Raw genomic sequence first — 21,885 nt, forward strand, 5'->3', positions numbered from 1 at the left:
GAGTCCTCCTCTAGATCACTTCGGACCTTACATAGGGCCGCAAAAAATACCAATTGTTTCGCGGACGATTCACGGGATGATGAAAGACGGAAAACGAGGCTGTAAATTTTATGACAAAGCAAACAGGCGGCATGACGCAGCGTCCATTTGGGATGACCCAACGTCCGGTTCCAGTGATCGGTCAAGGCACCTGGTATATCGACCACGGTGATCGTGCGGCGGCGGTCGCGGCGCTCCGCAAGGGAATCGATCTCGGGATGACTCATATCGACACTGCCGAGATGTATGGTGATGCCGAGCTGGTGGTCGCCGATGCTGTCGACAGCCGGCGCGATCAAACCTTTATCGTGTCGAAGGTGTTACCGAGCAATGCCTCGCGGCGCGGCACGATCACGGCGTGCGAACGGTCGCTAAAGCGGTTGCGCACCGACCGGCTCGATTGCTACCTGCTGCACTGGCGTGGGCAATATTCGCTGACGGAAACGGTCGCGGCGTTCGAGGAGCTTGTGACGGCAGGAAAAATCCTGTCATGGGGCGTCAGCAACTTCGACGCGGACGATCTCGACGAATTGCTTGGCGTGGCGGGAGCGGGGCGCATCGCCTGCAATCAGGTGCTCTATCATCTGCAGGAGCGTGCCATCGAGCATTCGGTGATCCCGTGGTGCGAGGCGCATGGCGTTGCTGTCGTTGCGTACTCGCCGTTCGGTCACAATGAGTTTCCGCAGCCCGGCAGTGCGGGTGGTCGGGTGCTGGAGACGATTGCGAGAGCGCACGGCGCAACGCCGCGTCAGGTGGCTCTGGCTTTTCTGACACGGCGCGCATCGGTGTTCGCGATCCCGAAGGCGTCGTCAGCCGGTCATGCGGCGGATAATGCGGCGGCGGGCCATCTCACGCTGACGAAAGACGACATCGCGGCGCTCGAGAAGGCGTTTCCGCGCGGTAAGGAGCCGCGCAGCCTGCCGATGCTTTGATGGCAGGCATCGCGCTATTTGATTACGCCGAACACGCGGGGCAGCCACAGTGTCAGTTCGGGGATCATGGTGATCGCGATCAGTGACGCCAGCAGCGGCAGCAGCCACGGCACAATCGCCATGGTGGTGCGCTCAATCGAGAGTTTGGCGATCCGCGACAAGACGAACAGCACCATGCCGAGCGGCGGGTGCAGCAGCCCGATCATCAGGTTCAGCGTCATCATCACCCCGAAATGCACCGGGTCGATGCCGACCTTGGCGATGACCGGCATCAGCACCGGAACGAGAATGCTGATCGCGGCGATCGGCTCGAGGAAACACCCGACGATCAGCAGCAGCACGTTGATCAGGAGCAGAATGATGTAACGGTTGTCGGTGAGGCTGAGCAGCGCCTCGGCGCCGGCTTCCGTCAGCCGTGTCGTGGTCAGAACCCAGCCGAACAACGATGCCGCGGCGACGATCAGTAGAACGCCAGCGGTGGTCTCGATGGTGTCCATCGTGACCTTGTAAAACTGCTTGAGGGACAGCGACCGGTAGAGAAATACGCCGAGGATCAGCGCCCACGTGCAGGCCGCGACCGCAGCTTCAGTGGGCGTGAACCAGCCGAAGGTCATGCCGCCGACGATCAGGGTCGGTGTCAGCAGCGCCGGCAGCGCTGCAATGAATGTGCGTCCGAGCACGCCCCATTTGAAAGCCTGGTCGGAGCCCATATTGTATTTGCGCGCGCAATAGTAAACGTAGCTCATCATGAAGATCGTCATGACGAGGCCGGGGATGCAGCCGCCGAGGAACAACGCGCCGATCGAGACGTTCGCCATCATGCCGTAGATGACGAAGGGGAGCGACGGCGGGATGATCGGTCCGAGCGTCGCCGAAGCCGCCGTGACGCCGACGGAGAACTCGATGTCGTAGCCGTGGTCCTGCATCGCCTTGATCTCGATGGTGCCGAGACCGGCGGCATCGGCAATCGCGGTGCCGGACATGCCTGCGAAGATTACCGAGCCGAAAATGTTCACCTGAGCGAGGCCGCCGCGCATCCAGCCGCAGGTCGCAACCGCGAAATCGTAGATGCGGTTGGTGATCCCGGCAGAGTTCATCAGGTTGCCGGCGAGAATGAAAAACGGCACTGCCAGCAGCGGAAAGCTGTCGATGCCGCCGGCCATGCGATGAAGGATGACGAAATCGGGAATGTTCGCAATGAAGTGGGTGTAGAGCAGGGCCGAGCCTGCCAGTGCGATGAAGACGGGAATGCCTGCCAGCAGCACGAGGAAGAAAATGAAAACGACGATGGCCATCGATCTGCTCTTTTCTCAATCCGCGTGAATCTGTTCGATCATGTCATGTGGCTTGCGCCAGCCTTGCCGTCCGTTGCCCCACACCGTCACCGCTTCCCGAATGAACATCAGGAAGCAGCCGACAGCCACGCCGCCGTAGACATAGCTCATGGGAAGATCGAATACGGTCATGCGCTGGTCATGCATCCGTTCGACGATCGGGATTGAGAACCAGCACAGCAGGCCGAGAAAGCCGAGGGTGACGAAATCGACCAGCGCGAGGAGGGCAGACCGCAATGGTCCCGGCTTCATCAGGTTCGACAGCAATTCGACCGCGATATGACTTTTCTTTCGCGTCACGACTGCGCCGCCGATGAATGTCAGCCACATCAGTCCGTAGCGGGCGATTTCCTCGGTCCAGGCCAGGCTGTCGTTGAGGATGTAGCGGGTAAAAAACTGCAGGAACACGATCAGCGCCAGAGCCCAGAACAGGACAAAAGCGAGCCAGTCTTCCGGATGATACTCGATCGTGACGTCTTCATCCTGCGCGACGATCAGATGAACATCGTCAGTCGCTGCGTCTGGCACAGCCGGTTTATGAGATGTGGTCATACGAGCCCCCGAACCGTCCGATCGCGAAGCCGCGATCCGGTCATCGCAAACGGCGCGGCGGCGCGGACGTCGCCGCGCCGCCAGATAGCCTAGAGCGCCTGCAAGGCGTCGTATTCGGCCTTCGACCATCCGGCTCCGGCGGCCGGGTCGTTGTGCAGCGGGATCGCCGCCTTGCGGAAGGCCTCACGGTCGGGGACGATCACGGTCTTGCCGAGCTTCTTGAACTCGTCGGCCAGTGTCAGCTCCGACGCATGGATCGTCTCGGATGTTTTCGACGCGGCTTCTTTCAGCACATCCTCGAAGATCTTGCGTTCATCCGGCGTCAGCTTGGCCCAGACGTGATTCCCGACCACGGTGACCAGCGATTCCGTGATGTGGCCGGTCAGGATGATATGACTCTGCACTTCGTAGAATTTCTTGGCCATGATCGTCGGCAGCGGGTTTTCCTGACCGTCGACCGTTCCCTGCTGAAGCGCGAGATAGACTTCGGCGAAGGCGATCGGGGTCGCGTTGGCACCGACCGATTTGGTGAACATCAAAAACAGCGGTGCCGGGGGCACGCGCAGTTTCATGCCCTTCATGTCTTCCGGCTTGTTGATTGGCTTGTTGGCGGTGACGTGGCGCTGGCCGTAGTAATTCAGGGCAACGATCTTGTGCTTGGTCTTGTCCTCGTAGCCCTTGGCGATGTCGCTGAAAAGCTTGCTATCGCGATAGGCCTTCCAGTGGTTGTAGTCGCGCAGGATGAACGGCGCGTTGGTGATCGCCAGCGGCTTGTGTATCGAGCCGGCGAAGGCGACGCCGGTATAGATCATGTCGAGCGTGCCGAGACCGAGGCCTTCATTGATCTGGTTTTCGTTGCCGAGCTGCGAGGCCGGGAAAACTTGTATCTCGTACTTGCCGTTGGTGCGTTTCTTGATTTCATCCGCCGCCCAGAGGGCGTTTACATGATAAGGCTCCGCCACCTCATAGACGTGCGCCCATTTCAGTTTGGTTTGGGCGGAGGCGGGCGCGACGATAACGGCACTTGCCGCGACAAGCGTCGCGGCGATACAAAGACTGCGTATCCAGTTGGACATGGGATCCTCCCGCAAAGCTGTTTATCCGGAGCCTCATTGGTCGGGCCCGTTGCCCCGCGATCGGAACGGGGTTGCTTCCCGTATCGATGCAGTGTTAGCAAATTTGTACGATGACCGTACAAAACAGGTCAAGGTGATTAGCGCCATGAAGACGTCCTCCGCTTCGCGGCCGAGATTGTTGCGCCCACTCAGCCCGGTCCGCCGCCGGACCGAGGAAGTGGTCGAGCGCATTGCAGCGCAAATCCAAGCTGGCCGATTGCCGGTCGGCGCCAAATTGCCGACCGAGCAGGAAATGATGGCGGCGATGGGCGTCAGCCGCACCGTGGTCCGCGAGGCAATTTCCGCCCTGCGCGCGCGTGGATTGGTCATGACCCGGCAAGGAGCGGGGGCTTTCGTCAGCGCCGACAGCGATACGCGGCCATACATGATCAATCCGGAGGGATTGGGCTCTCTCAGCAGCGTGGTCGAAGTTCTGGAATTGCGCACTGCGGTCGAGATCGAGGCCGCGGCGATCGCCAGCGAGCGGGCGACCGCGACGCAGATCAGGGCCATCGCCAAGGCGTTGTCGGTGTTCAGCCGCGCTATTTCGCGTGGAGATCGCGCTGTGAAGGAGGATTTCGATTTCCACCTGTCGATCGCAGTTGCGACCGGCAATCCAAGATTTACCGGCTTTCTCGATTTTCTCGGCGGCCTCATTATTCCGCGCCAGAGTATCTGGACGTTCGAGGGCAAGCCGGAACAGCTGCAAATCTATCTGAAACAGGTCGAAACCGAGCATGAGGCCGTTCTCGAGGCGATCCGCGCGCGCACGCCGGACAAGGCGCGTGAGGTAATGCGGTTTCATCTGGTCAGCGGGCAGGAGCGATACCGTCAGCTGGTTGAAGCCGAGGCAGGCTAGGCGCGCACCCTTCGGTCATCGCGCAGGGTAATGACATGCGGAAAGTTCTTCTGACGGGCGCAAGCGGCGGCATCGGGACGCGTCTGCGCAAGCTGTTGCGGCCGCTCTATCCCGAACTGATCCTCAGTGATCTCATGATACCCGCCGATCTTCTGCCCGGCGAAACGTTCGTCCCTGCCGATCTGGCGGATTTCGGCGCAGTCCGCCGCGCAGTCGAAGGTGTCGAGGGTATCATCCATCTCGGCGGTCATTCGGTGGAAGGGCCGTGGGACACCATCCTGAATGCCAACATCATCGGCACTTATCATCTGTTCGAGGCCGCCCATCAGGCCGGTGTGAAGCGCGCGGTGTTCGCATCGTCGAACCATGCCGTGGGATTCTATCCGCGCGCAGAGACGATTGGCGTGAATGAAATGGTGCGGCCGGACTCGCGCTACGGCGTCAGCAAGGCGTTCGGCGAGGCGCTGGCCGCGTTCTATGCTTTCAAGCACGGCATCGGATCGTTCTGCATCCGCATCGGCAATATGGACGATCGTCCGGTCGACCAGCGGCGGCTGTCGATCTGGCTCAGCCCTGACGATCTGGTCGCCCTTATCCGCATCGGGCTGGAGATGCCGGGCCTTGTTCATGAGATCGTCTACGGCATGTCGGACAATGAACGGGCGTGGTGGAACAACGAGCGTGCGCACGAGCTCGGCTACCGGCCACGGGATCGCGCGGAAGATCATGCTGCTGAAGCACTGGCCGCGCAGGCGAAGCTGCCGCCCGATCCGGTCGGCGACATCTTTCAGGGCGGGGCATTTTGCTCGGCTGAATTCTCAGGCTTGCTGGAGCAGATCAAAAAGGCGTAGCGCGGCGCGTTTACGCGGCCTCGTCGATGACGCTGTTGCGCAGCAGGCCGATGTTCTCCGCTTCGACCTCGATCATGTCGCCGGGTTTGAGAAAGCGTGGCGGATCGAACCGCGCGCCGGCCCCGGTCGGCGTTCCGGTAACGATGACGTCCCCCGGCACCAGGGTGGCGAAGGTCGAGATGTAATTGATGAGATAACGGAACGGGAAGATCATCCGGCTGGTGCGGTCGTCCTGGCGCAGTTCGCCGTTGACCCTGGTGGTGAGGCGGATGTCCGCGATCTGCGCTTCATCGGTGAATGGCACGAGCCACGGCCCGAGGCTTCCGGTGGAATCGAAGTTCTTGCCCTGCGTGACGTTGAACTTGGCGTGGCGCACCCAGTCACGGATCGTTCCCTCATTGCAGAGGGTAATGCCGGCGACGTGATCCAGCGCATCGCGCTCAGCGATGTGGCGTCCGGCCTTGCCGACCACCAGAACCACTTCGCCTTCGTAGTCGAGTTGCTGCGAGACGCGCGGCCGGACCAGCGGCGCGCCATGGCCGACGAAAGAGCGCGGCGCGCGCATGAACATGCTGGGATACCTCGGTGCGGCCTGTTCGTCCTTGTATTCCTCGTTGCGGTCGGGATAGTTCACGCCGATGCAGATGATCTTTTCCGGAAACGGAATCGGCGGCAACAGCGGCACGCCGTCCAGCGCATGGTCGGGTGAGTGTCTTGCGGCTTCGTCGGCAAGGCGAGATAGCGCGCCTTTTGCGATGGCGTCGCGCAGCGTCGGAAATTCACTGCCGATGCGCTCGGAAAGATCGACGATCCCGCGATCGGTGGCCGCGCCGTAACGGTCCTGACCGTCGATGGAGAATGAAACGAAGCGCGCTGTCTTCATGAGTTGGCTCTCCCGCCTCAGTCGGCGATCGTGACCTTGGCGGCGAATTTGGGTTCGCGCACGGGCACAGCGGGGAAGGGTGAGCCTTCCTCGAACCATGAGCGTGGCGCGGCCGCGCCCCAAAGTGTCTGTCGCCGCGGATCGTTTAGCGACCAGCGCATCGGCTCGTGGTCGGGGTCCATGGTGTTGTAGTCGCTGGTGTAGATTTCGAGGCGGTGGCCATCGGGGTCGCGGACATAAAGAAAGAAGGCGTTGGAGATGCCGTGCCGTCCCGGTCCGCGCTCGATATTGCGCAGATATCCCGCGCTCGCCATCACGTCGCACAGATGCAGGATGTTCATCGCGGTCGGCACCCAATAGGCGAAGTGATGCAGGCGCGGGCCGCGGCCGTTGGTGATCGCGAAATCGTGGACGTTGCCCTTGCGGTGCATCCAAGCGGCGGCGATGCGGCCGTTCTCGCCATCCTCCTCGGCGTATTCCGTCAGCCGGAAGCCGAGGCGGGCGTAAAAATCCATCGTGTCCTGCACTTCGGGGGCGAACACGTTGAAATGATCGAGCCGCTGCGGGTGGCAGCCCTTATAGAGATCATAGCGCCGCAGCAGATGCGGGCGCTTGTCCATCGCGGCGTAGAGTTCGATCTGGAAGCCGAAGGGATCGGTCAGTTGTAGCGTCCGTCCCTGAAACGGCTGTTCTACAAAGTTGTGAGACAAACCGTTACCCGCGCAGAACGCTGCCGCCTTGTCGAGATCGTCGTCCGTCGCGACACGAAATCCGATGCGGTTGCAGGCTGCGGTGGCCGATTTTCGGAGCACCAGCGAGTGATGCTGACGTTCTTCACTGCCGCGCAGATAGATCGCGTCGCCGGTGCTGTCCTCGACATGGAGGCCGATCATCGATTCGTAAAATTCGCGGCTGGCATCGAGATTGGTGACGTCGAGTACCGCGTGGCTGCAACGGATAATGTTGAACGGCGGATCGAAAACGTGTTGCGGCACCGGCATGGTCGTATCCTCGTGTTCGCGCTCCCGGTATTCGCTCAGGCGCCAAGACGCTGAATTTTGTGAGTCCCCTTGGCGAGGGAGACATGTTTGGTTTCCATATAGAAGTCAAACGAGTAATCGCCGCCGTCTCGACCGATCCCCGATGCCTTCATGCCGCCGAACGGGGTCGGCAGATGGCGGACGTTTTCAGAATTGAGCCAGATCATCCCGGCTTCGAGCGCGTCGGCGACGCGCAGCCCACGGCCCATGTCGCCGGTCCAGACGTAGCCGGTCAGGCCGTATTGCACCGAGTTGGCGATCTCGATGGCGTCGGCTTCGTCCCGGAACGGGATCACGGTCAGGAACGGTCCGAACACTTCCTCCTGTGCAACCCGCATGGTCGAGTGCGCGCCTGTCACCAATGTCGGTTCGATATAATGGCCGCCGCCGGGGCCGTCGAACGGCTTGCCGCCGACGGCGATGGTCGCGCCATCCTGCCGCGCGATGTCGAAATAGGAACAGACCTTTTCGAGATGGGTTTCGTGAATCAGCGGACCGACTTCGGTGGCCGGATCGAGCGGGTGGCCGATCTTCAGCGTCTTGACACGGGCAGCGAGGCGCTCGTTGAATTTGTCGGCGATGCTCTCCTGGATCAGCAACCGGCTTGATGACGTGCAGCGTTCACCGTTCAGCGAGTAGATCATGAACACCACGGCATCCAGCGCGCGGTCGAGATCGGCGTCGTCGAACACAATGACCGGGTTCTTGCCGCCGAGTTCGAAGTGGACGCGCTTCAGCGTCGGTGCGCCCTGCGCCATGATCGCCGCACCAGTGGCGCTTTCGCCGACGAAGGCGATCGCCTTGATCGCAGGATGCTGCGTCAGCGCCTTGCCGGCTTCCTCACCGTAGCCGTGAACGGTGTTGAGCACGCCGTCCGGAACGCCAGCATCCTTGACGATTTTCGCCAGCAGATCGGCGGTCACCGGTGACCATTCCGCTGGCTTGTGAACGACAGTGCAGCCAGCGGCGAGGGCAGGCGCAATCTTCCAGGTTGAAAGCATGAACGGCGTGTTCCACGGCGTGATGACGCCGACCGGGCCAATGGGTACCCGGGTCGATACGTTCCAGTGCTCATCGCTCGGCGTGTTGAGGCCGTCCCGCGCTTTGGTGGCGCGGTCGGCAAAGAAGCGAAAATTTTCCGCGGCACGGATCGCGGCCCTCGCCATGAAACGATGGGCCTGTCCGGTATCGATGCACTCGAGCACGGCAATGTCGTCGGCCCGCGCCACGATAGCATCTGCCACCTTGTGCAGGAGTTTCTTGCGGGCAGTCGCCGGCATGTCGCGCCATGGCTTGAATGCGCGCTGCGCGGCTTGCGCTGCGAGGTCGATATCGGCGGCGTCACCGCGCGCGACGAAAGCAAGCGAGTTGCCGCTGATCGGAGAATGCGTCTCGAACACTTCGCCGTTGCTCGCCGCGACCGTTCCACCGCCGATCATATGGCCAATGCCGTCGGCGCGCAGCTTGGCGAGCAGAGGTGCGGCCCGATCCTGATTGGCCTTGAAGATCGCGGCGCTGTCGCCGGAAGCCCTGGTCATGTTATTTTGCCTCGGATGAAAGAAGATCGTGAATGTTGTTGCGCTTCCAGCTTGTGTCCTTGTCGTTGATCTGCATGTCGAACGACAGGGCGAATTTGCTTGCGGCAAAAACCGGATCGAGATGGCGCGACAGCGCATCGAAGATTTTTTCGCCGGCAGCCTGGCGGGTGGCGAGATCGCGGCCTTCGCCAAGGCGCAGCACCATGTCGAGAAAGCCGAGGCCGGGGCGGCCGTCCGCGATCGCATAGTGTTCGCAGCGCACAGCGCGAACGCGGATGCCGCCGAGCGGGAAAATCCCGGTCTCGACAGCGGCCTTGCGAACCACCTCGACGGTCGCCTGCATATCGATCAGGCCGTCGAGATTGGACGAGTATTCGATGGTGAAATGCGGCATCGGTTCGACGCTCAACGTGTTTTGAAAAAGACGGCAACAGCCAGGAAATCAAGAGCCTCTGGTCGGATCGAGCCGGAAGCTTGCCTGCAATATATTTAACATGTTAAATTGGTGCAATCGGTGCGGCTCACGCCGGGCATACTCCATCCGTGGTATTGCGCCGCGTTTCACTTTCCCGTGTTGGGATATCTTGAAATCCGGAAGCATCAGCGACGATGACCAAACGCGCGCAGTCAGGTTCCGGTGTGAAGCGGCTGCCGATGCGGGGTTTCTCCCGTTCCTTGCCGATGGCGCTGTTGCGCGCGCGCGAAGCGGTGATGCGGGAGTTCCGTCCGGTATTGCGCGATCATGGGATCACCGAACAGCAATGGCGCATCCTGCGGGCGCTCTCCGCTGGCGCGGAGATGGAGATCGCGGAACTGGCGAACGCGACTTTTCTGTTGGGACCCAGTCTGTCGCGAATCTTGCGCGATCTCGAAGCTCGCCGGCTGGTCACACGTCGCGCATCGGACGACGATCTGCGTCGCGGTTTCGTCTCGATTGCGCCGGCAGGGGTCGCATTGATTGCCAAGGTTGCGCCGTTTTCAGAGGCGACTTATGCCGGGCTGGCGCGGCGCTACGGCGCCACGAAACTTAAGCTTCTGCACGAGATGCTCAGCGATCTGGAAAATGCTGCGCCAAGCCGTGCTGGCAAGCGCCGCAAGTGAACTTGTCCTTTCGCGGCGTCAACCTTGTGCAAGATCGACCGCAAGCCCCGCCACCATCTCGACCGCGAGCGTATCGGGAGCCGCGAGCCAGCTCGCCGAGAAGGTCAATGTCGGCACCTGCAGATCGGTGGACAGCAACTGCAGGCGGCCTTCCTTGAGTTCGTGCTCGACGATGGCGGTCGGGATCACCGCGACGCCGAGGCCTTCGATTGCCATGTGGATCACGGTGGCGAGCGACGCACTGGCATGAAGCCGGGTATGCGGCACGCCGGGGCGGTTGAACAGCGAGCGGATGATTTCATAGGGCTGTGTCTTGCGCGGGAAGGTGATGATCGGAAAGCGCGCAAGATCGTGCACGGTGAGCATGCCAGTCCCAAGGCCGAGCGACGGGCTGGCGACGAATGCGATCGGATAATCGCACAGCACCCGGTTCCTGATTGTTGAAATAGATAGCGGACCGAGCAGGAACGCCAGGTCGATTTCCTGCGCGAGCAGACGCGCCCGCAGGTTGGGCGTGATGTCGACTTCGATCTCGAGCGAGAGATTGGGGTGGGCGCTGTTCACGCTGGCGATCAGACGCGGCAGCCAGGTGTGCACGATCGTTTCCGAAACGCCGAGGCGCAGCACGCCGCGCATTGCCGAACGATCCCGCACCGCCGCCAGCATTTCGGCCCGCAGCCCGATCAGCTTTTCCGCATACAGCATCATCTGCCGGCCGCTCGGCGTCAGCGACGCCGCCCGCCTGTCGCGCTGCAACAGCTTTACGCCCATCTCCTCCTCGAGCTGGGCGATGCGCTGCGAGATCGCGGGCTGGGTCGTGTTCAATTTCTGTGCTGCACCGCGAAAACTGCCGAGCGTCGCAACCCACAGAAATGTCTCGATCGTCTTGAAATCCACCATCGCGAACCGCCAGCTTACGATTAGCAGAATTTATCCTTCTGCATCAGAAATGACGATTAGACATTATCGAACAGCAATGGTCCAGTTCGCATCGACGAAACGGGATGTGTGCGATGGACACCGAATTCAAGCGGGCAGGCTCAACTTCCGATCGTGAAGGGTCGGGATCGGCCAGTCACGATGCGCGGCTGGCGTGCCGTTCGGGATGGGATGGGGTGACCGCGGGCGTCGCCCCCGGGTACGTCCAGGGCAACCTTGCCATTCTTCCGGAGAAGCTCGCCGCATCGTTTCACCGCTTCTGCCAGCTCAACCCCAAGCCGTGCCCGATCATCGGAATGTCCGAAGTCGGCAATCCGCGGATTCCGGAATTGGGGATAGATCTCGATATCCGCACCGATCTGCCGCGCTATCGCGTCTGGCGAGACGGCGAACTGGTCGAGGAACCGATCGACATCATGGCGCACTGGCGCAAGGATCTCGTCGCGTTCGTGCTCGGCTGTTCTTATTCGTTCGAGGAAGCGTTGATGGCGGACGGGCTCGGCATCCGCCATATCGAGGAAAAGCGCAACGTCCCGATGTATCGCACGTCGATCGCGTGCACGCCTGCCGGGCCCTTCGCCGGCCGGATGGTGGTGTCGATGCGGCCGTTCAAGCCCGCCGAAGCCATTCGCGCGATCCAGATCACCACCCGCTTTCCGGCGGTACACGGCGCGCCGGTTCATTTCGACAAGCCGGAGATGATCGGCATCAAGGACATTGCCAGACCGGACTATGGCGATTCCGTCAGCATTGCGCCTGATGAAGTGCCGGTCTTTTGGGCATGCGGCGTTACTCCGCAGTCGATCATTCTGGAGTCGAAGCCTGATTTCGCTATTACCCATGCACCTGGGTGCATGCTGGTCACGGATTTGCACAACAATAAACTATCGGTTTGAGGACACGCTTTGGGATCGCCGGCTCGCGCCGGCAAACAGAGGAGGGGATTAAAATGAATCGTCGCGAAGTACTTATGAGCGGTGCCGTTCTGTCGTTGCTGGGAACGCGGGCATTTGCCCAAGGGGCAAAAGAGGTTGCGATCGGCGCGATCTGGCCGTTGACCGGCGCGAGCGCGCAGGTCGGCGTCGACGCCAAACACGCGCTGGAAACCGCGGTCGAGATCGTCAACGGCTCCTTCGACATCAATTTGCCGACCGCGAAAAATGCCGGCATTGCCGGTCTTGGCGGCGCCAAGATCAAGCTGATCTTCGCCGACCATCAGGGCGATCCGCAAAAAGGCCGGGCCGAGGCCGAACGCCTGATCACCCAGGACAAGGTTTGCGCCATTCTCGGCGCGTTTCATTCTTCGGTGTCGTCGACCGTCAGTGCCTCATGCGAGCGCTATGGCATCCCGTATCTCGCGGCCGATTCCTCGTCGCCGAGCCTGCATCGCCGCAACCTGAAATTCTTCTTCCGCGCCGCTGCCCATGACGAGATGTTCTCCAAGGGCATGTTCGACTTCCTCGATCAGGAAAAGAAGAACGGCAAGAAGATCGACACCGTCGGCCTGTTCTTCGAGGACACGATCTTCGGCACCGATTCCTCCAACACGCAGCGCAAGCTCGCAGCGGAACGCGGCTACAAGGTTGTCGCCGACATCAAGTATCGCTCGAATTCACCGTCGCTGACGTCCGAAGTGCAACAGCTCAAGACCGCCAATCCGGACGTGCTGCTGCCGTCGAGCTACACCACGGACTCGATCCTGCTGGTCAAGACCATGGACGAACTCGGCTACAAGCCGAAGAACCTTCTGGCGCAAGCTGCAGGTTTCGCCGACAAGGCGACATTCGATGCCGTCGGCGACAAGCTCGATGGCCTGATCTCGCGTGCCAGCTTCTCGATCGACATGGCGGCCAAGCGCCCGAGCATTGCGGCGGTCAACGATCTGTTCAAGAAGCGCGCCGGCCGCGATCTCAACGACAACACCTCGCGCCAGTTGACGGCGGTGCTGATCATTGCCGACGCCATTGATCGCGCGAAGTCCACCGACGGTGAAAAGATCCGCGCCGCGCTCGCCGCCACCAACACGCCGGGCGATCAGACCATCATGCCGTGGAAGAGTGTGCACTTCGGTGCCGACGGTCAGAACCCGGACGCCGATCCGGTGCTGATCCAGTACATCGGCGGCAAGTTCGTGACGATCTATCCCGAGTCCGTCGCGATTGCCAAGGCGAAGTGGCCGATGAACGCCTGATCGGTACGCGGATATTGTGGAGAAGGACGACGCTGTTCCGGCAGCGAATCCTTCTCCCTGTCCGATCCGCCTTTAGCTGATATTGTCGCAGGGACATCTTGCGTCCCGATCTCTCATGGGGACATCCGCGTCCCCCACGGACTGGTGCAATGATCACCGCACAGGGATTTCTTCAGGTTTTGGCGAGCGGCCTCTTGATGGGGCTGATTTATGCGCTGATCGCAGTCGGCCTGTCGCTGATCTTCGGGTTGATGGACGTTGTCAACTTTGCACACGGCGAATTCCTGATGGTCGCGATGTATGCGGCTTTCGGGCTGGTGTTCCTGACGGCGCTCGATCCGATCGTACTGACGCCGATCATTGTCGCTGTGATGTTCGCGCTCGGCGTGCTGGTTTACGTCGGCGTGATCCGTTACGCGATGCGCGCCAAGATCAATCAGGGCATGGTGCAGATCTTCGCGACTTTTGGGCTCGGCCTGCTGATCCAGGGGCTGGCGCAGTATTTCTTCACGCCGGACTACCGGACCATCAGCCACACCTGGCTCGGCGGCAAGACGCTCGATCTCGCCGGTGTGTTTCTGCCGTGGCCGCAGATTTACGGAGGCGCGGTGTCGCTTGCGGTGTTCGGCGGGTTGTTCTGGCTGATCACGCGCACCGATTTTGGCAAGGCGCTGGAAGCAACCCGCGAGGATCAGGGCGCGGTGGCGCTGGTCGGCATCGACCGCAACCGGATTTTCGCGCTCGGCTGGGGGCTGGGCGCGGCGCTGGTCGGTCTTGCCGGTGCAGTGCTCGCGATCTTCTACTACATCCACCCGCAGGTCGGCGCGACCTTCGCCCTGATCGCCTATGTCGTTGTCGCACTTGGCGGCTTCGGCAGCATCTTCGGCGCATTGGTCGCCGGGTTGATCGTCGGTGTGGTCGAGGCGATGACCGCCATGATCCTGCCGCCGGCGCTGAAATCGGTCGGTGTCTACGCGATCTATCTTGCCGTGCTGTTCATCAGGCCGCGCGGCCTGTTCGGGAGGCTGTGATGACTGCCATTACAACTCCCTCGACCACCGCCGCCTTTATCACCAGGCGTCGCCGCGAACTGATCACCGCCATCGTCGTGTTCGCCGTCATCGCGCTGGTGCCGCTTGCGGTGAGCGATGTCTACATGATGAACATCCTGATCCTGACGCTGTTGTATGCGGCGCTGTCGCAGAGCTGGAATTTGCTCGGCGGCTATTGCGGGCAGGTGTCGCTCGGCCATGCGTTGTACTTCGGCATCGGCGCTTATGCGACCAGCATCCTCTATGTGAATTTCGGCATCATCCCATGGGGCGGCATGGTGGTCGGCGGCATCATCGCCGCGCTTGTCGCGCTGGCCCTGGGCTACCCGTGCTTCCGGCTGGCCGGGCATTATTTCTCGATTGCCACTCTTGTGATTGCCGAAATCGGTCTGTTGCTGGTTCATAACTGGGACTACGCCGGCGCGGCGCTCGGCATCCAGTGGCCGTTCGTGCCCGACAACTGGCTGACGATGCAGTTCGCCCGCAGCAAGGATGAGTATTTCTACATCGCGCTCGGCCTGTTCGCGATCACCTGGCTCGTGACCTTCGGCATCGTGGAGTCGCGGTGGGGCTATTCGTGGCGGGCAGTGAAGGATTCGCCGGAAGCTGCGGAAAGCCTTGGCGTGACCATCTTCAACTCCAAGATGGGCGCCGCCGCGATCTCCGCGTTCTTCACTGCGGTCGGCGGCAGCTTCTACGCTGCGTTTGTGTCTTACATAGATCCGGAAAGCGTCATGAGTTTCCGCTTCTCGCTGCTGATGGCGCTGCCTGCGGTGCTCGGCGGGATCGGATCGCTGTGGGGGCCTGCGGTGGGCGCGCTGATCCTCATTCCGCTCGCTGAACTGACCCGCTCCTATCTCGGCGGCTCAGGATCGGGCATGGACCTCATCATCTACGGCACACTCATCATGATCGTGTCACTGACTCGCCCCGAAGGACTGCTCGGTATTTTCAGCAGAAGCCGCACCAAGGGGGCCGCATGACCGCGCAACCGATTATCGTCTGCAAGGATGTTACGCGCCGGTTCGGTGGCCTCGTTGCCAACGATTCCGTCAATCTGGAGGTCCGCCGTGGTGAAATCCTCGGCTTGATCGGTCCGAACGGCGCGGGCAAGTCGACGCTGTTCAACCTGATCGCAGGATCATTTCCGGTGTCGTCGGGGGTGATCGAGTTCAATGGACAGAATATTGCCAGTCTGCCTGCGGCGCGCCGCTGCCAGCTTGGCATTGCCCGCACGTATCAGGTGCCGCGGTCATTCGACTCGATGTCGGTGGTCGAAAACGTTACGGTCGGTGCTTTCGTTCGCTATCCTCGTATGCTGGACGCGCTCAACAAGGCGCATGAGGTGCTCGACTATGTCGGCTTGACGGCGAGCGCCGAAGCTTCGGCATCGGAACTCACCCCGCCGCAGAAACGGCGCCTTGAGGTTGCCAGGGCGCTCGCGACCGAACCGAAGCTGTTGCTGCTCGACGAGGTGCTGACCGGCCTGACGCCGAGCGAAGCGAGGGCGGGCGTCGAACTGATCCGCAAGATCCGCGAAACCGGCATCACCGTTGTCATGGTCGAGCATGTGATGGAGGTGGTGATGCCGCTGGTCGATCGCGCCGTCGTGCTGCATCTCGGCAAGGTGCTGGCCGAGGGCAAGCCCGCCGATGTCGTGCGGAACGACGATGTCATCACCGCATATCTCGGGGAGCGCCACCGTGCTGCTTGAGGTCTCCAACATCACCACAGCCTATCGCGGACTGGTCGCCATCTCGGACGTGTCGATCGGTGTCGGCGAGAATGAGATCGTGACCGTCGCAGGCGCCAACGGCGCCGGAAAATCGACGCTGCTGAAATCGATCGCAGGCATGGAACGTGCGCGCTCCGGCGAGGTCCGTTTCGGCGGCGAACGCATCGATAACATTCCGGCTCATCTCATCACCGCCCGTGGTCTGGCCTATGTGCCGGAGAACAAGCGGCTGTTCCCGCGCCTCAGCGTCGCGGACAATCTTCGGCTCGGTTCATACCTGCATCGCAAATCGCCGGATCGCGATGCGCCGCTGGAGATCGTGTTCAAGCTGTTTCCGCGTTTGCAGGAGCGATTGACGCAACGCGCGGCGACGCTATCCGGCGGCGAGCAGCAGATGCTGGCGATTGCCCGCGCGCTGATGACGCGGCCGAAGCTCTTGATGCTTGATGAACCCTCACAGGGCATCATGCCGAAACTGGTCGACGAAATCTTCGCGGCGGTGAAGAAGATTCGCGAAACCGGCGTGACGGTCCTGATCGTCGAGCAGCGGCTGTCGGAGTGTTTGGAGATTTCAGATCGCGCTTACGTCCTGCAAACCGGCCGTGTCGTGATGAGCGGCAGCGCAGCTGACGTACGCGCCAACCCGGAGGTGAGGCGGGCTTATCTCGGTATGTAGGGATTCGGCCTGCCGCTGAGACGGCACAACAACATTCAGGAATGCCCAACGCCGTGCAGTGTGCTGTACGCGACCGGTGTTCTGTTGTTCATTCGGGACGATGGAGAAAGACGAGATGTCGCGGTGGAATTTCTGGGTGGATCGGGGTGGCACGTTCACCGATATCATCGGGCGCGATCCGCAGGGCGGCCTTCATGCGCGCAAGTTGCTGTCGGAAAACCCCGGCGCTTATCGCGACGCTGCCGTCGCCGGCATCCGCGCACATCTCGGATTAGCGCCAGCCGATCCCATCCCCGCCAATGTGATCGACGAGGTGCGGATGGGGACGACAGTCGCCACCAACGCGCTTCTGGAGCGCAAGGGCGACCGTACCTTGTTCGTGACCACGCGCGGGTTCCGCGATGTACTCGAACTCGGTTATCAGGATCGCCGCAAGATCTTCGCCCGCAATATCATCAAGCCGGACCAGCTCTACGAGCGTGTGTTGGAAGCCGATGAGCGCGTTCGTGCCGATGGCACAATCGAGCAGGCGCTCGACCCGGCAACGATCGAAGCACCGATGCGCGCGGCCTTCGCCGACGGCATCCGCGCTGTCGCGATCGCGCTGGTCCATGGCTATCGCTATCCGGAGCATGAAAAGGTGCTCGCCACGCTGGCGACAAAAATCGGCTTCACGCAGGTCTCCGCAAGCCATGATGTCTCACCGCTGATCAAGATCGTCGGCCGTGGCGATACCACGGTGGTGGATGCCTATCTGTCGCCGATCCTGCGGCGTTACGTGGCGCAGGTGTCGGATGAACTCGACATCGAGCGAACCGGCATCCGCCTGATGTTCATGATGTCGTCCGGTGGATTGACCGCGGCGCAGATGTTCCAGGGCCGCGATGCGATTTTGTCAGGACCGGCCGGCGGCGTGGTCGGGCTGGCGCGCACCGGGCATGCGGCTCATTTCTCCAAGGTCATCGGTTTCGACATGGGCGGCACGTCGACTGATGTCGCGCATTTCAACGGCGAGTACGAGCGCGCTTTCGAGACCGAGGTCGCGGGGGTGCGGATTCGTGCGCCGATGATGCTGATCCACACCGTCGCGGCCGGCGGCGGATCGCTGCTCCAGTTCGACGGTTCGCGGTTTCGCGTCGGGCCCGAATCCGCCGGCGCCAATCCCGGCCCGGCCTGCTACCGGCGCGGGGGGCCGCTGGCGGTGACCGATGCCAACGTCATGATCGGCAAGCTGATCCCGGATTTCTTTCCGCCGATCTTCGGGCTGAAACAGGATCAGCCGCTCGATGCGGAGATCGTGCGCGACAAGTTCGCGGAACTGGCGCGCACGATCGGCGACGGGCGGACGCCTGAGGAAGTCGCGGACGGCTTCATCAAGATCGCGGTCGCCAATATGGCGGAAGCAATCAAGAAGATTTCGGTACAGCGCGGTTATGATGTCACCGCCTATGCGCTGAATTGCTTCGGCGGCGCGGGCGGGCAGCACGCCTGCCTCGTCGCCGATGCGCTCGGGATGAAGAAAGTGCTGCTGCATCCGATGTCCGGATTGCTGTCGGCCTATGGAATGGGCCTCGCCGACATTCGCGCCACGCGCGTGCAGGCGCTTGATCTTCCGCTGGATGAGGCACTCGCGCCACTAAAGGATATCGGCACGCGCTTGGGGCAGACCTGCGCGTCGGAACTGACGCTTCAGGGCGTTCGCGCCGATGCCATCGCCGTCAAGGTAGCTGCGCATATCCGTTACGCCGGTACCGATACGGCGCTGGAAATTCTGGCGCTCGACTATCGGATCAGCGGCGGCGAGGTGAGCGACCATCGTGCCGGATTGCGCGATGCGTTTCTCAAGGCTCACAAGGCGCGGTTCGGCTTCGTTGATCCGACGAAACCGCTGGTAATCGAGGCGGTCTCCGTCGAAGCGATCGGCGGCGCTGCGCAGTTCGAGGAATACGAGACATCTGAAATAGCGACCGGTTCACCGGCCGCCGCGCGCTGGACACGAATGTTCAGTCAGGGATGCTGGCACGACGCCCGCGTTTATCTCCGCGAAGCGCTGCGGCCCGGCCACAAGGTGCCAGGACCGGCGATCATCATCGAACCCAACCAAACCGTGGTGATCGAGGACGGCTGGGAAGCTCATCTCACGGTGCGCGATCATCTGGTGCTGTCGCGGGCAGTAGCAATGCGGGCGCAAGCGGCCGTCGGCACCAGCGCCGATCCGGTGATGCTGGAAATCTTCAACAACCTGTTCATGTCGATCGCCGAGCAGATGGGCGTCACGCTGCAGAACACGGCGTACTCGGTGAACATCAAGGAGCGGCTGGATTTCTCCTGCGCGATTTTCGATTCGGCCGGCGCGCTGGTGGCGAATGCGCCGCACATGCCGGTGCATCTCGGCTCGATGGACAAGTCGGTCGAGACCGTGATCGCGCAAAACGCGCAGATCAATCCGGGCGATGTGTTTGCGATCAACGCGCCGTACAACGGCGGCACTCATCTTCCGGACATTACGGTCTGCACGCCGGTTTTCGATGAAGCCAACGCCAGCATCCTGTTCTGGATCGCCAGTCGCGGTCATCACGCCGATATCGGCGGCATTGCGCCGGGATCGATGACGCCGACTGCGACGACGATCGAGGAGGAGGGCGTCTATATCGACAATTTCAAGCTGATCGATCGCGGCCGGTTCTGCGAGCAGGAGTTGCATGATCTTCTGACCAAGGCGAAATACCCGGTCCGCAACGCCGTGCAGAACATCAACGACCTCAAAGCGCAGGTCGCCGCTAACGAGAAGGGCGTCGCCGAGCTGCGCAAGATGATCGCTTACCACGGCATTGACGTCGTGACCGCCTATATGGGCCACGTGCAGGATAACGCCGAGGAGAGCGTGCGGCGGGTGCTCGATCAGCTCGCGGACGGGGAGTTTACTTACGAGATCGATCAGGGCTCGGTCATCAAGGTGAAGATCACGGTCGACAAGGCGAAGCGCGAAGCGACGGTGGATTTCACCGGCACCAGCCCTCAGCGGCCGGACAATTTCAACGCACCGGCGCCGGTGACGCGTGCCGCCGTGCTCTATGTCTTTCGCGTCATGGTCGATGACGACATCCCGATGAATGCGGGATGTCTGCGGCCGATCAACCTGATCGTGCCGGAAGGCTCGATGCTGGCGCCACGCTATCCGGCGGCAGTGGTCGCGGGCAATGTCGAGGTCAGCCAGGAGGTGACCAACTGCATGTTCGGGGCGCTCGGGACGCTCGGCAGCGCGCAGGGCACCATGAACAACCTGACCTTCGGCAATGATCGCTACCAGTACTATGAGACGATCTGCTCCGGCGCGCCCGCCGGTCCCGGTTTCGACGGCGCGTCGGGCGTTCACACCCACATGACCAATTCGCGCCTGACTGATCCGGAAATCCTGGAAACCCGGTTTCCGGTCGTGCTCGAGGAGTTCACCATCTGCCGCGGCTCGGGCGGCAAGGGCCGCCACAACGCCGGCGACGGCACGCGACGGACCATCCGTTTTCTCACCACAATGGAGTGCGCAATTCTGTCCGGCCACCGCCGCGTCCGGCCGTTCGGCCTGTCCGGCGGAGAACCGGGCGAGGCCGGTCAAAACCTCGTGCGCCGGGGCGGCAAGGTCGAGCAGCTCGCAGGCTGTGCCAGCACGGTACTCGATCCCGGCGATGCGGTGACGATCGTGACGCCGACCGGCGGCGGATTCGGCCCGGTGAAGGAACGCCGCGGCTGACGGCGGATTGATGTGCGTACAACGAGGGAAACTATGACAGTCTATAGCGGCCCGGTTTTCGAGATGGCGGTGAACCAGTTCGGGGTGATCGCCGATCATCTGTCGATCCCGCACGATGAACGCGCGCGTCTTCTGATGCCGAAGCGATCGGTCACCGTCTCGTGCCCGATCCATCGCGACGACGGCACCATCGCGGTGTTCGAGGGATATCGCGTTCAGCATCACCTGACACTCGGGCCGACAAAGGGCGGCACGCGCTTTGCGACCAGCGTCGATCTCGGGGAGGTGGCGGCGCTGGCGATCTGGATGAGCTGGAAGTGCGCGCTGGTCGGCTTGCCCTATGGCGGCGCGAAGGGCGGTGTCCATGTCGATCCCACCAGCCTGTCGCGCACAGAGCTGGAAGGGCTGTCGCGCCGCTACATGCAGGAGATGATTCCGTTCGTCGGCCCGCATACCGACGTGATGGCGCCGGACATGGGCACCAACGAGCAGGTGATGGCGTGGTTCATGGACACTTATTCCATGTATCAGGGCAAGACCGTTACCGAGATCGTTACCGGCAAGCCGGTCGCATCCGGCGGCACGCTCGGGCGGCGCGAAGCGACGGGCAGGGGCGTGGCTTATCTGGCGCGGCGCGTGCTCGGCCTGAAGTCGATCAATTTCAACGATGCCACTGCGGTCATTCAGGGGTTTGGCAATGTCGGCTCCTACACCGCGATCGAACTGGCGAGCTTCGGCGTGAAGATCATCGCGGTCAGCGACCACACCGGTGCGCTGTACGATGCCAAGGGACTGGATGTCGCGGCGCTGGTCGCGCATGTCGGAAAGCATGGCAGCCTCGCCGGTTACTCCAACGAGCTCCAATACGATCCGGTCGGGATGCTGACACTGCCGTGCGATGTGCTGGTGCCGGCGGCCACCGAGCGTGTGATCGATGCGAAAGTCGCGGCGCAGCTCCAATGCCGTATTCTGGCGGAAGGCGCCAACGGGCCGACCACGCCGGATGCCGATCTGGTGCTCGAACAACGTCAGGACGCGATTTTCGTGATCCCCGATATCCTATGCAATTCAGGCGGCGTGGTGGTCAGCTATTTCGAGTGGGTGCAGGACCTGCAGCAGTTGTTCTGGGAAGAGGAAGAAGTGATGCACCGCGAGTATAAGATCCTCGATCGCGCCTTCGACCAGATGGTGGCGCGGGCGAAACGCGACAAGGTCTCGCATCGCACGGCCGCGATGGCGATCGGCGTGGAGAAGGTCCGCGCCGCCAAAACGACGCGGGGACTGTTTCCATAAGGTCGAA

General features: G+C 61.8%; 20 protein-coding genes. 12 read left to right on the forward strand and 8 right to left on the reverse strand.

Features of this window, described 5'->3' with window-relative positions; translation table 11 throughout:
* Positions 1-131 precede the first annotated feature (131 nt).
* Positions 132-971: an aldo/keto reductase gene (locus tag ASC80_RS20590; protein WP_056301797.1), complete on the forward strand. Its 840-nt coding sequence runs from the start codon at positions 132-134 to the stop codon at positions 969-971.
* Positions 972-985: 14 nt separating this feature from the next.
* On the opposite strand, the gene ASC80_RS20595 is transcribed toward ASC80_RS20590, so the two are convergent.
* The 3 genes from ASC80_RS20595 to ASC80_RS20605 form a co-directional block, all read right to left on the reverse strand.
* Positions 986-2,266, reverse strand: a complete 1,281-nt coding sequence (locus ASC80_RS20595) for a TRAP transporter large permease (protein ID WP_056301458.1) — start codon at positions 2,264-2,266, stop codon at positions 986-988.
* Between the two features lie 15 nt (positions 2,267-2,281).
* Entirely contained in the window at positions 2,282-2,857 is a 576-nt protein-coding gene (locus ASC80_RS20600; protein WP_056301460.1) for a TRAP transporter small permease, read from the reverse strand.
* 89 nt (positions 2,858-2,946) lie between these two features.
* Positions 2,947-3,933 carry a sialic acid TRAP transporter substrate-binding protein SiaP gene (locus tag ASC80_RS20605; RefSeq protein ID WP_056301462.1) on the reverse strand — a complete coding sequence of 329 codons (987 nt, stop codon included), beginning with the start codon at positions 3,931-3,933 and terminating at the stop codon, positions 2,947-2,949.
* A 145-nt stretch (positions 3,934-4,078) separates the two neighbouring features.
* Here ASC80_RS20605 and ASC80_RS20610 point away from each other — a divergent pair, with 145 nt between their 5' ends.
* Together ASC80_RS20610 and ASC80_RS20615 are read left to right on the forward strand one after the other, a co-directional pair.
* Entirely contained in the window at positions 4,079-4,831 is a 753-nt protein-coding gene (locus tag ASC80_RS20610; RefSeq protein WP_162244617.1) for a FadR/GntR family transcriptional regulator, read from the forward strand.
* A 35-nt stretch (positions 4,832-4,866) separates the two neighbouring features.
* Positions 4,867-5,682, forward strand: coding sequence for an NAD-dependent epimerase/dehydratase family protein (locus tag ASC80_RS20615; protein ID WP_056301464.1), 816 nt, complete (start codon positions 4,867-4,869; stop codon positions 5,680-5,682).
* A gap of 10 nt (positions 5,683-5,692) precedes the next feature.
* Here ASC80_RS20615 and ASC80_RS20620 read toward each other — a convergent pair whose 3' ends face one another.
* From ASC80_RS20620 to ASC80_RS20635, 4 genes are read right to left on the reverse strand one after another with little or no spacing between them, the layout of a single operon-like run.
* Positions 5,693-6,565, reverse strand: coding sequence for a fumarylacetoacetate hydrolase family protein (locus ASC80_RS20620; RefSeq protein WP_056301466.1), 873 nt, complete (start codon positions 6,563-6,565; stop codon positions 5,693-5,695).
* 17 nt (positions 6,566-6,582) lie between these two features.
* Positions 6,583-7,566 carry a 3,4-dihydroxyphenylacetate 2,3-dioxygenase gene (gene hpaD / locus ASC80_RS20625; RefSeq protein ID WP_056301468.1) on the reverse strand — a complete coding sequence of 328 codons (984 nt, stop codon included), beginning with the start codon at positions 7,564-7,566 and terminating at the stop codon, positions 6,583-6,585.
* A 35-nt stretch (positions 7,567-7,601) separates the two neighbouring features.
* The gene (hpaE, locus tag ASC80_RS20630) at positions 7,602-9,143 is read right to left on the reverse strand and encodes a 5-carboxymethyl-2-hydroxymuconate semialdehyde dehydrogenase (protein WP_056301470.1); all 1,542 of its coding nucleotides are present in this window, start codon (positions 9,141-9,143) and stop codon (positions 7,602-7,604) included.
* A 1-nt stretch (position 9,144) separates the two neighbouring features.
* Positions 9,145-9,537 (reverse strand): 5-carboxymethyl-2-hydroxymuconate Delta-isomerase, encoded by a 393-nt coding sequence (locus ASC80_RS20635; RefSeq protein WP_056301800.1) that lies wholly within the window; start codon positions 9,535-9,537, stop codon positions 9,145-9,147.
* Between the two features lie 215 nt (positions 9,538-9,752).
* Between ASC80_RS20635 and hpaR the strand changes: the two genes are divergently transcribed.
* Positions 9,753-10,244, forward strand: coding sequence for a homoprotocatechuate degradation operon regulator HpaR (gene hpaR / locus ASC80_RS20640; protein WP_056301471.1), 492 nt, complete (start codon positions 9,753-9,755; stop codon positions 10,242-10,244).
* Between the two features lie 18 nt (positions 10,245-10,262).
* On the opposite strand, the gene ASC80_RS20645 is transcribed toward hpaR, so the two are convergent.
* Positions 10,263-11,144, reverse strand: coding sequence for a LysR family transcriptional regulator (locus ASC80_RS20645; RefSeq protein WP_056301472.1), 882 nt, complete (start codon positions 11,142-11,144; stop codon positions 10,263-10,265).
* Between the two features lie 113 nt (positions 11,145-11,257).
* Between ASC80_RS20645 and ASC80_RS20650 the strand changes: the two genes are divergently transcribed.
* From ASC80_RS20650 to ASC80_RS20685, 8 genes are all read left to right on the forward strand, one after another.
* Positions 11,258-12,079, forward strand: coding sequence for a putative hydro-lyase (locus tag ASC80_RS20650; RefSeq protein WP_056301473.1), 822 nt, complete (start codon positions 11,258-11,260; stop codon positions 12,077-12,079).
* A 53-nt stretch (positions 12,080-12,132) separates the two neighbouring features.
* Positions 12,133-13,374, forward strand: a complete 1,242-nt coding sequence (locus tag ASC80_RS20655; RefSeq protein WP_056301475.1) for an ABC transporter substrate-binding protein — start codon at positions 12,133-12,135, stop codon at positions 13,372-13,374.
* A 152-nt stretch (positions 13,375-13,526) separates the two neighbouring features.
* Positions 13,527-14,405 (forward strand): branched-chain amino acid ABC transporter permease, encoded by an 879-nt coding sequence (locus tag ASC80_RS20660; RefSeq protein ID WP_056301802.1) that lies wholly within the window; start codon positions 13,527-13,529, stop codon positions 14,403-14,405.
* Positions 14,405-15,409: a branched-chain amino acid ABC transporter permease gene (locus tag ASC80_RS20665; protein ID WP_056301477.1), complete on the forward strand. Its 1,005-nt coding sequence runs from the start codon at positions 14,405-14,407 to the stop codon at positions 15,407-15,409. The genes ASC80_RS20660 and ASC80_RS20665 overlap by 1 nt, the downstream gene beginning before the upstream one ends.
* On the forward strand, positions 15,406-16,140 hold the full coding sequence (locus tag ASC80_RS20670) for an ABC transporter ATP-binding protein (protein ID WP_056301479.1): 735 nt from the start codon (positions 15,406-15,408) through the stop codon (positions 16,138-16,140). The genes ASC80_RS20665 and ASC80_RS20670 overlap by 4 nt, the downstream gene beginning before the upstream one ends.
* Positions 16,097-16,837 carry an ABC transporter ATP-binding protein gene (locus tag ASC80_RS20675; RefSeq protein ID WP_502690992.1) on the forward strand — a complete coding sequence of 247 codons (741 nt, stop codon included), beginning with the start codon at positions 16,097-16,099 and terminating at the stop codon, positions 16,835-16,837. The genes ASC80_RS20670 and ASC80_RS20675 overlap by 44 nt, the downstream gene beginning before the upstream one ends.
* 115 nt (positions 16,838-16,952) lie before the next feature.
* A complete protein-coding gene (locus ASC80_RS20680) occupies positions 16,953-20,585 on the forward strand; it encodes a hydantoinase B/oxoprolinase family protein (protein ID WP_156464478.1) in 3,633 nt (1,210 codons plus the stop codon).
* Between the two features lie 33 nt (positions 20,586-20,618).
* The gene (locus ASC80_RS20685) at positions 20,619-21,878 is read left to right on the forward strand and encodes a Glu/Leu/Phe/Val family dehydrogenase (protein WP_056301481.1); all 1,260 of its coding nucleotides are present in this window, start codon (positions 20,619-20,621) and stop codon (positions 21,876-21,878) included.
* The last annotated feature ends 7 nt before the right edge of the window (positions 21,879-21,885 follow it).

It is taken from the genome of Afipia sp. Root123D2 (genome assembly GCF_001425835.1).
In the GTDB taxonomy this organism is placed as follows: Bacteria; Pseudomonadota; Alphaproteobacteria; order Rhizobiales; family Xanthobacteraceae; genus Afipia.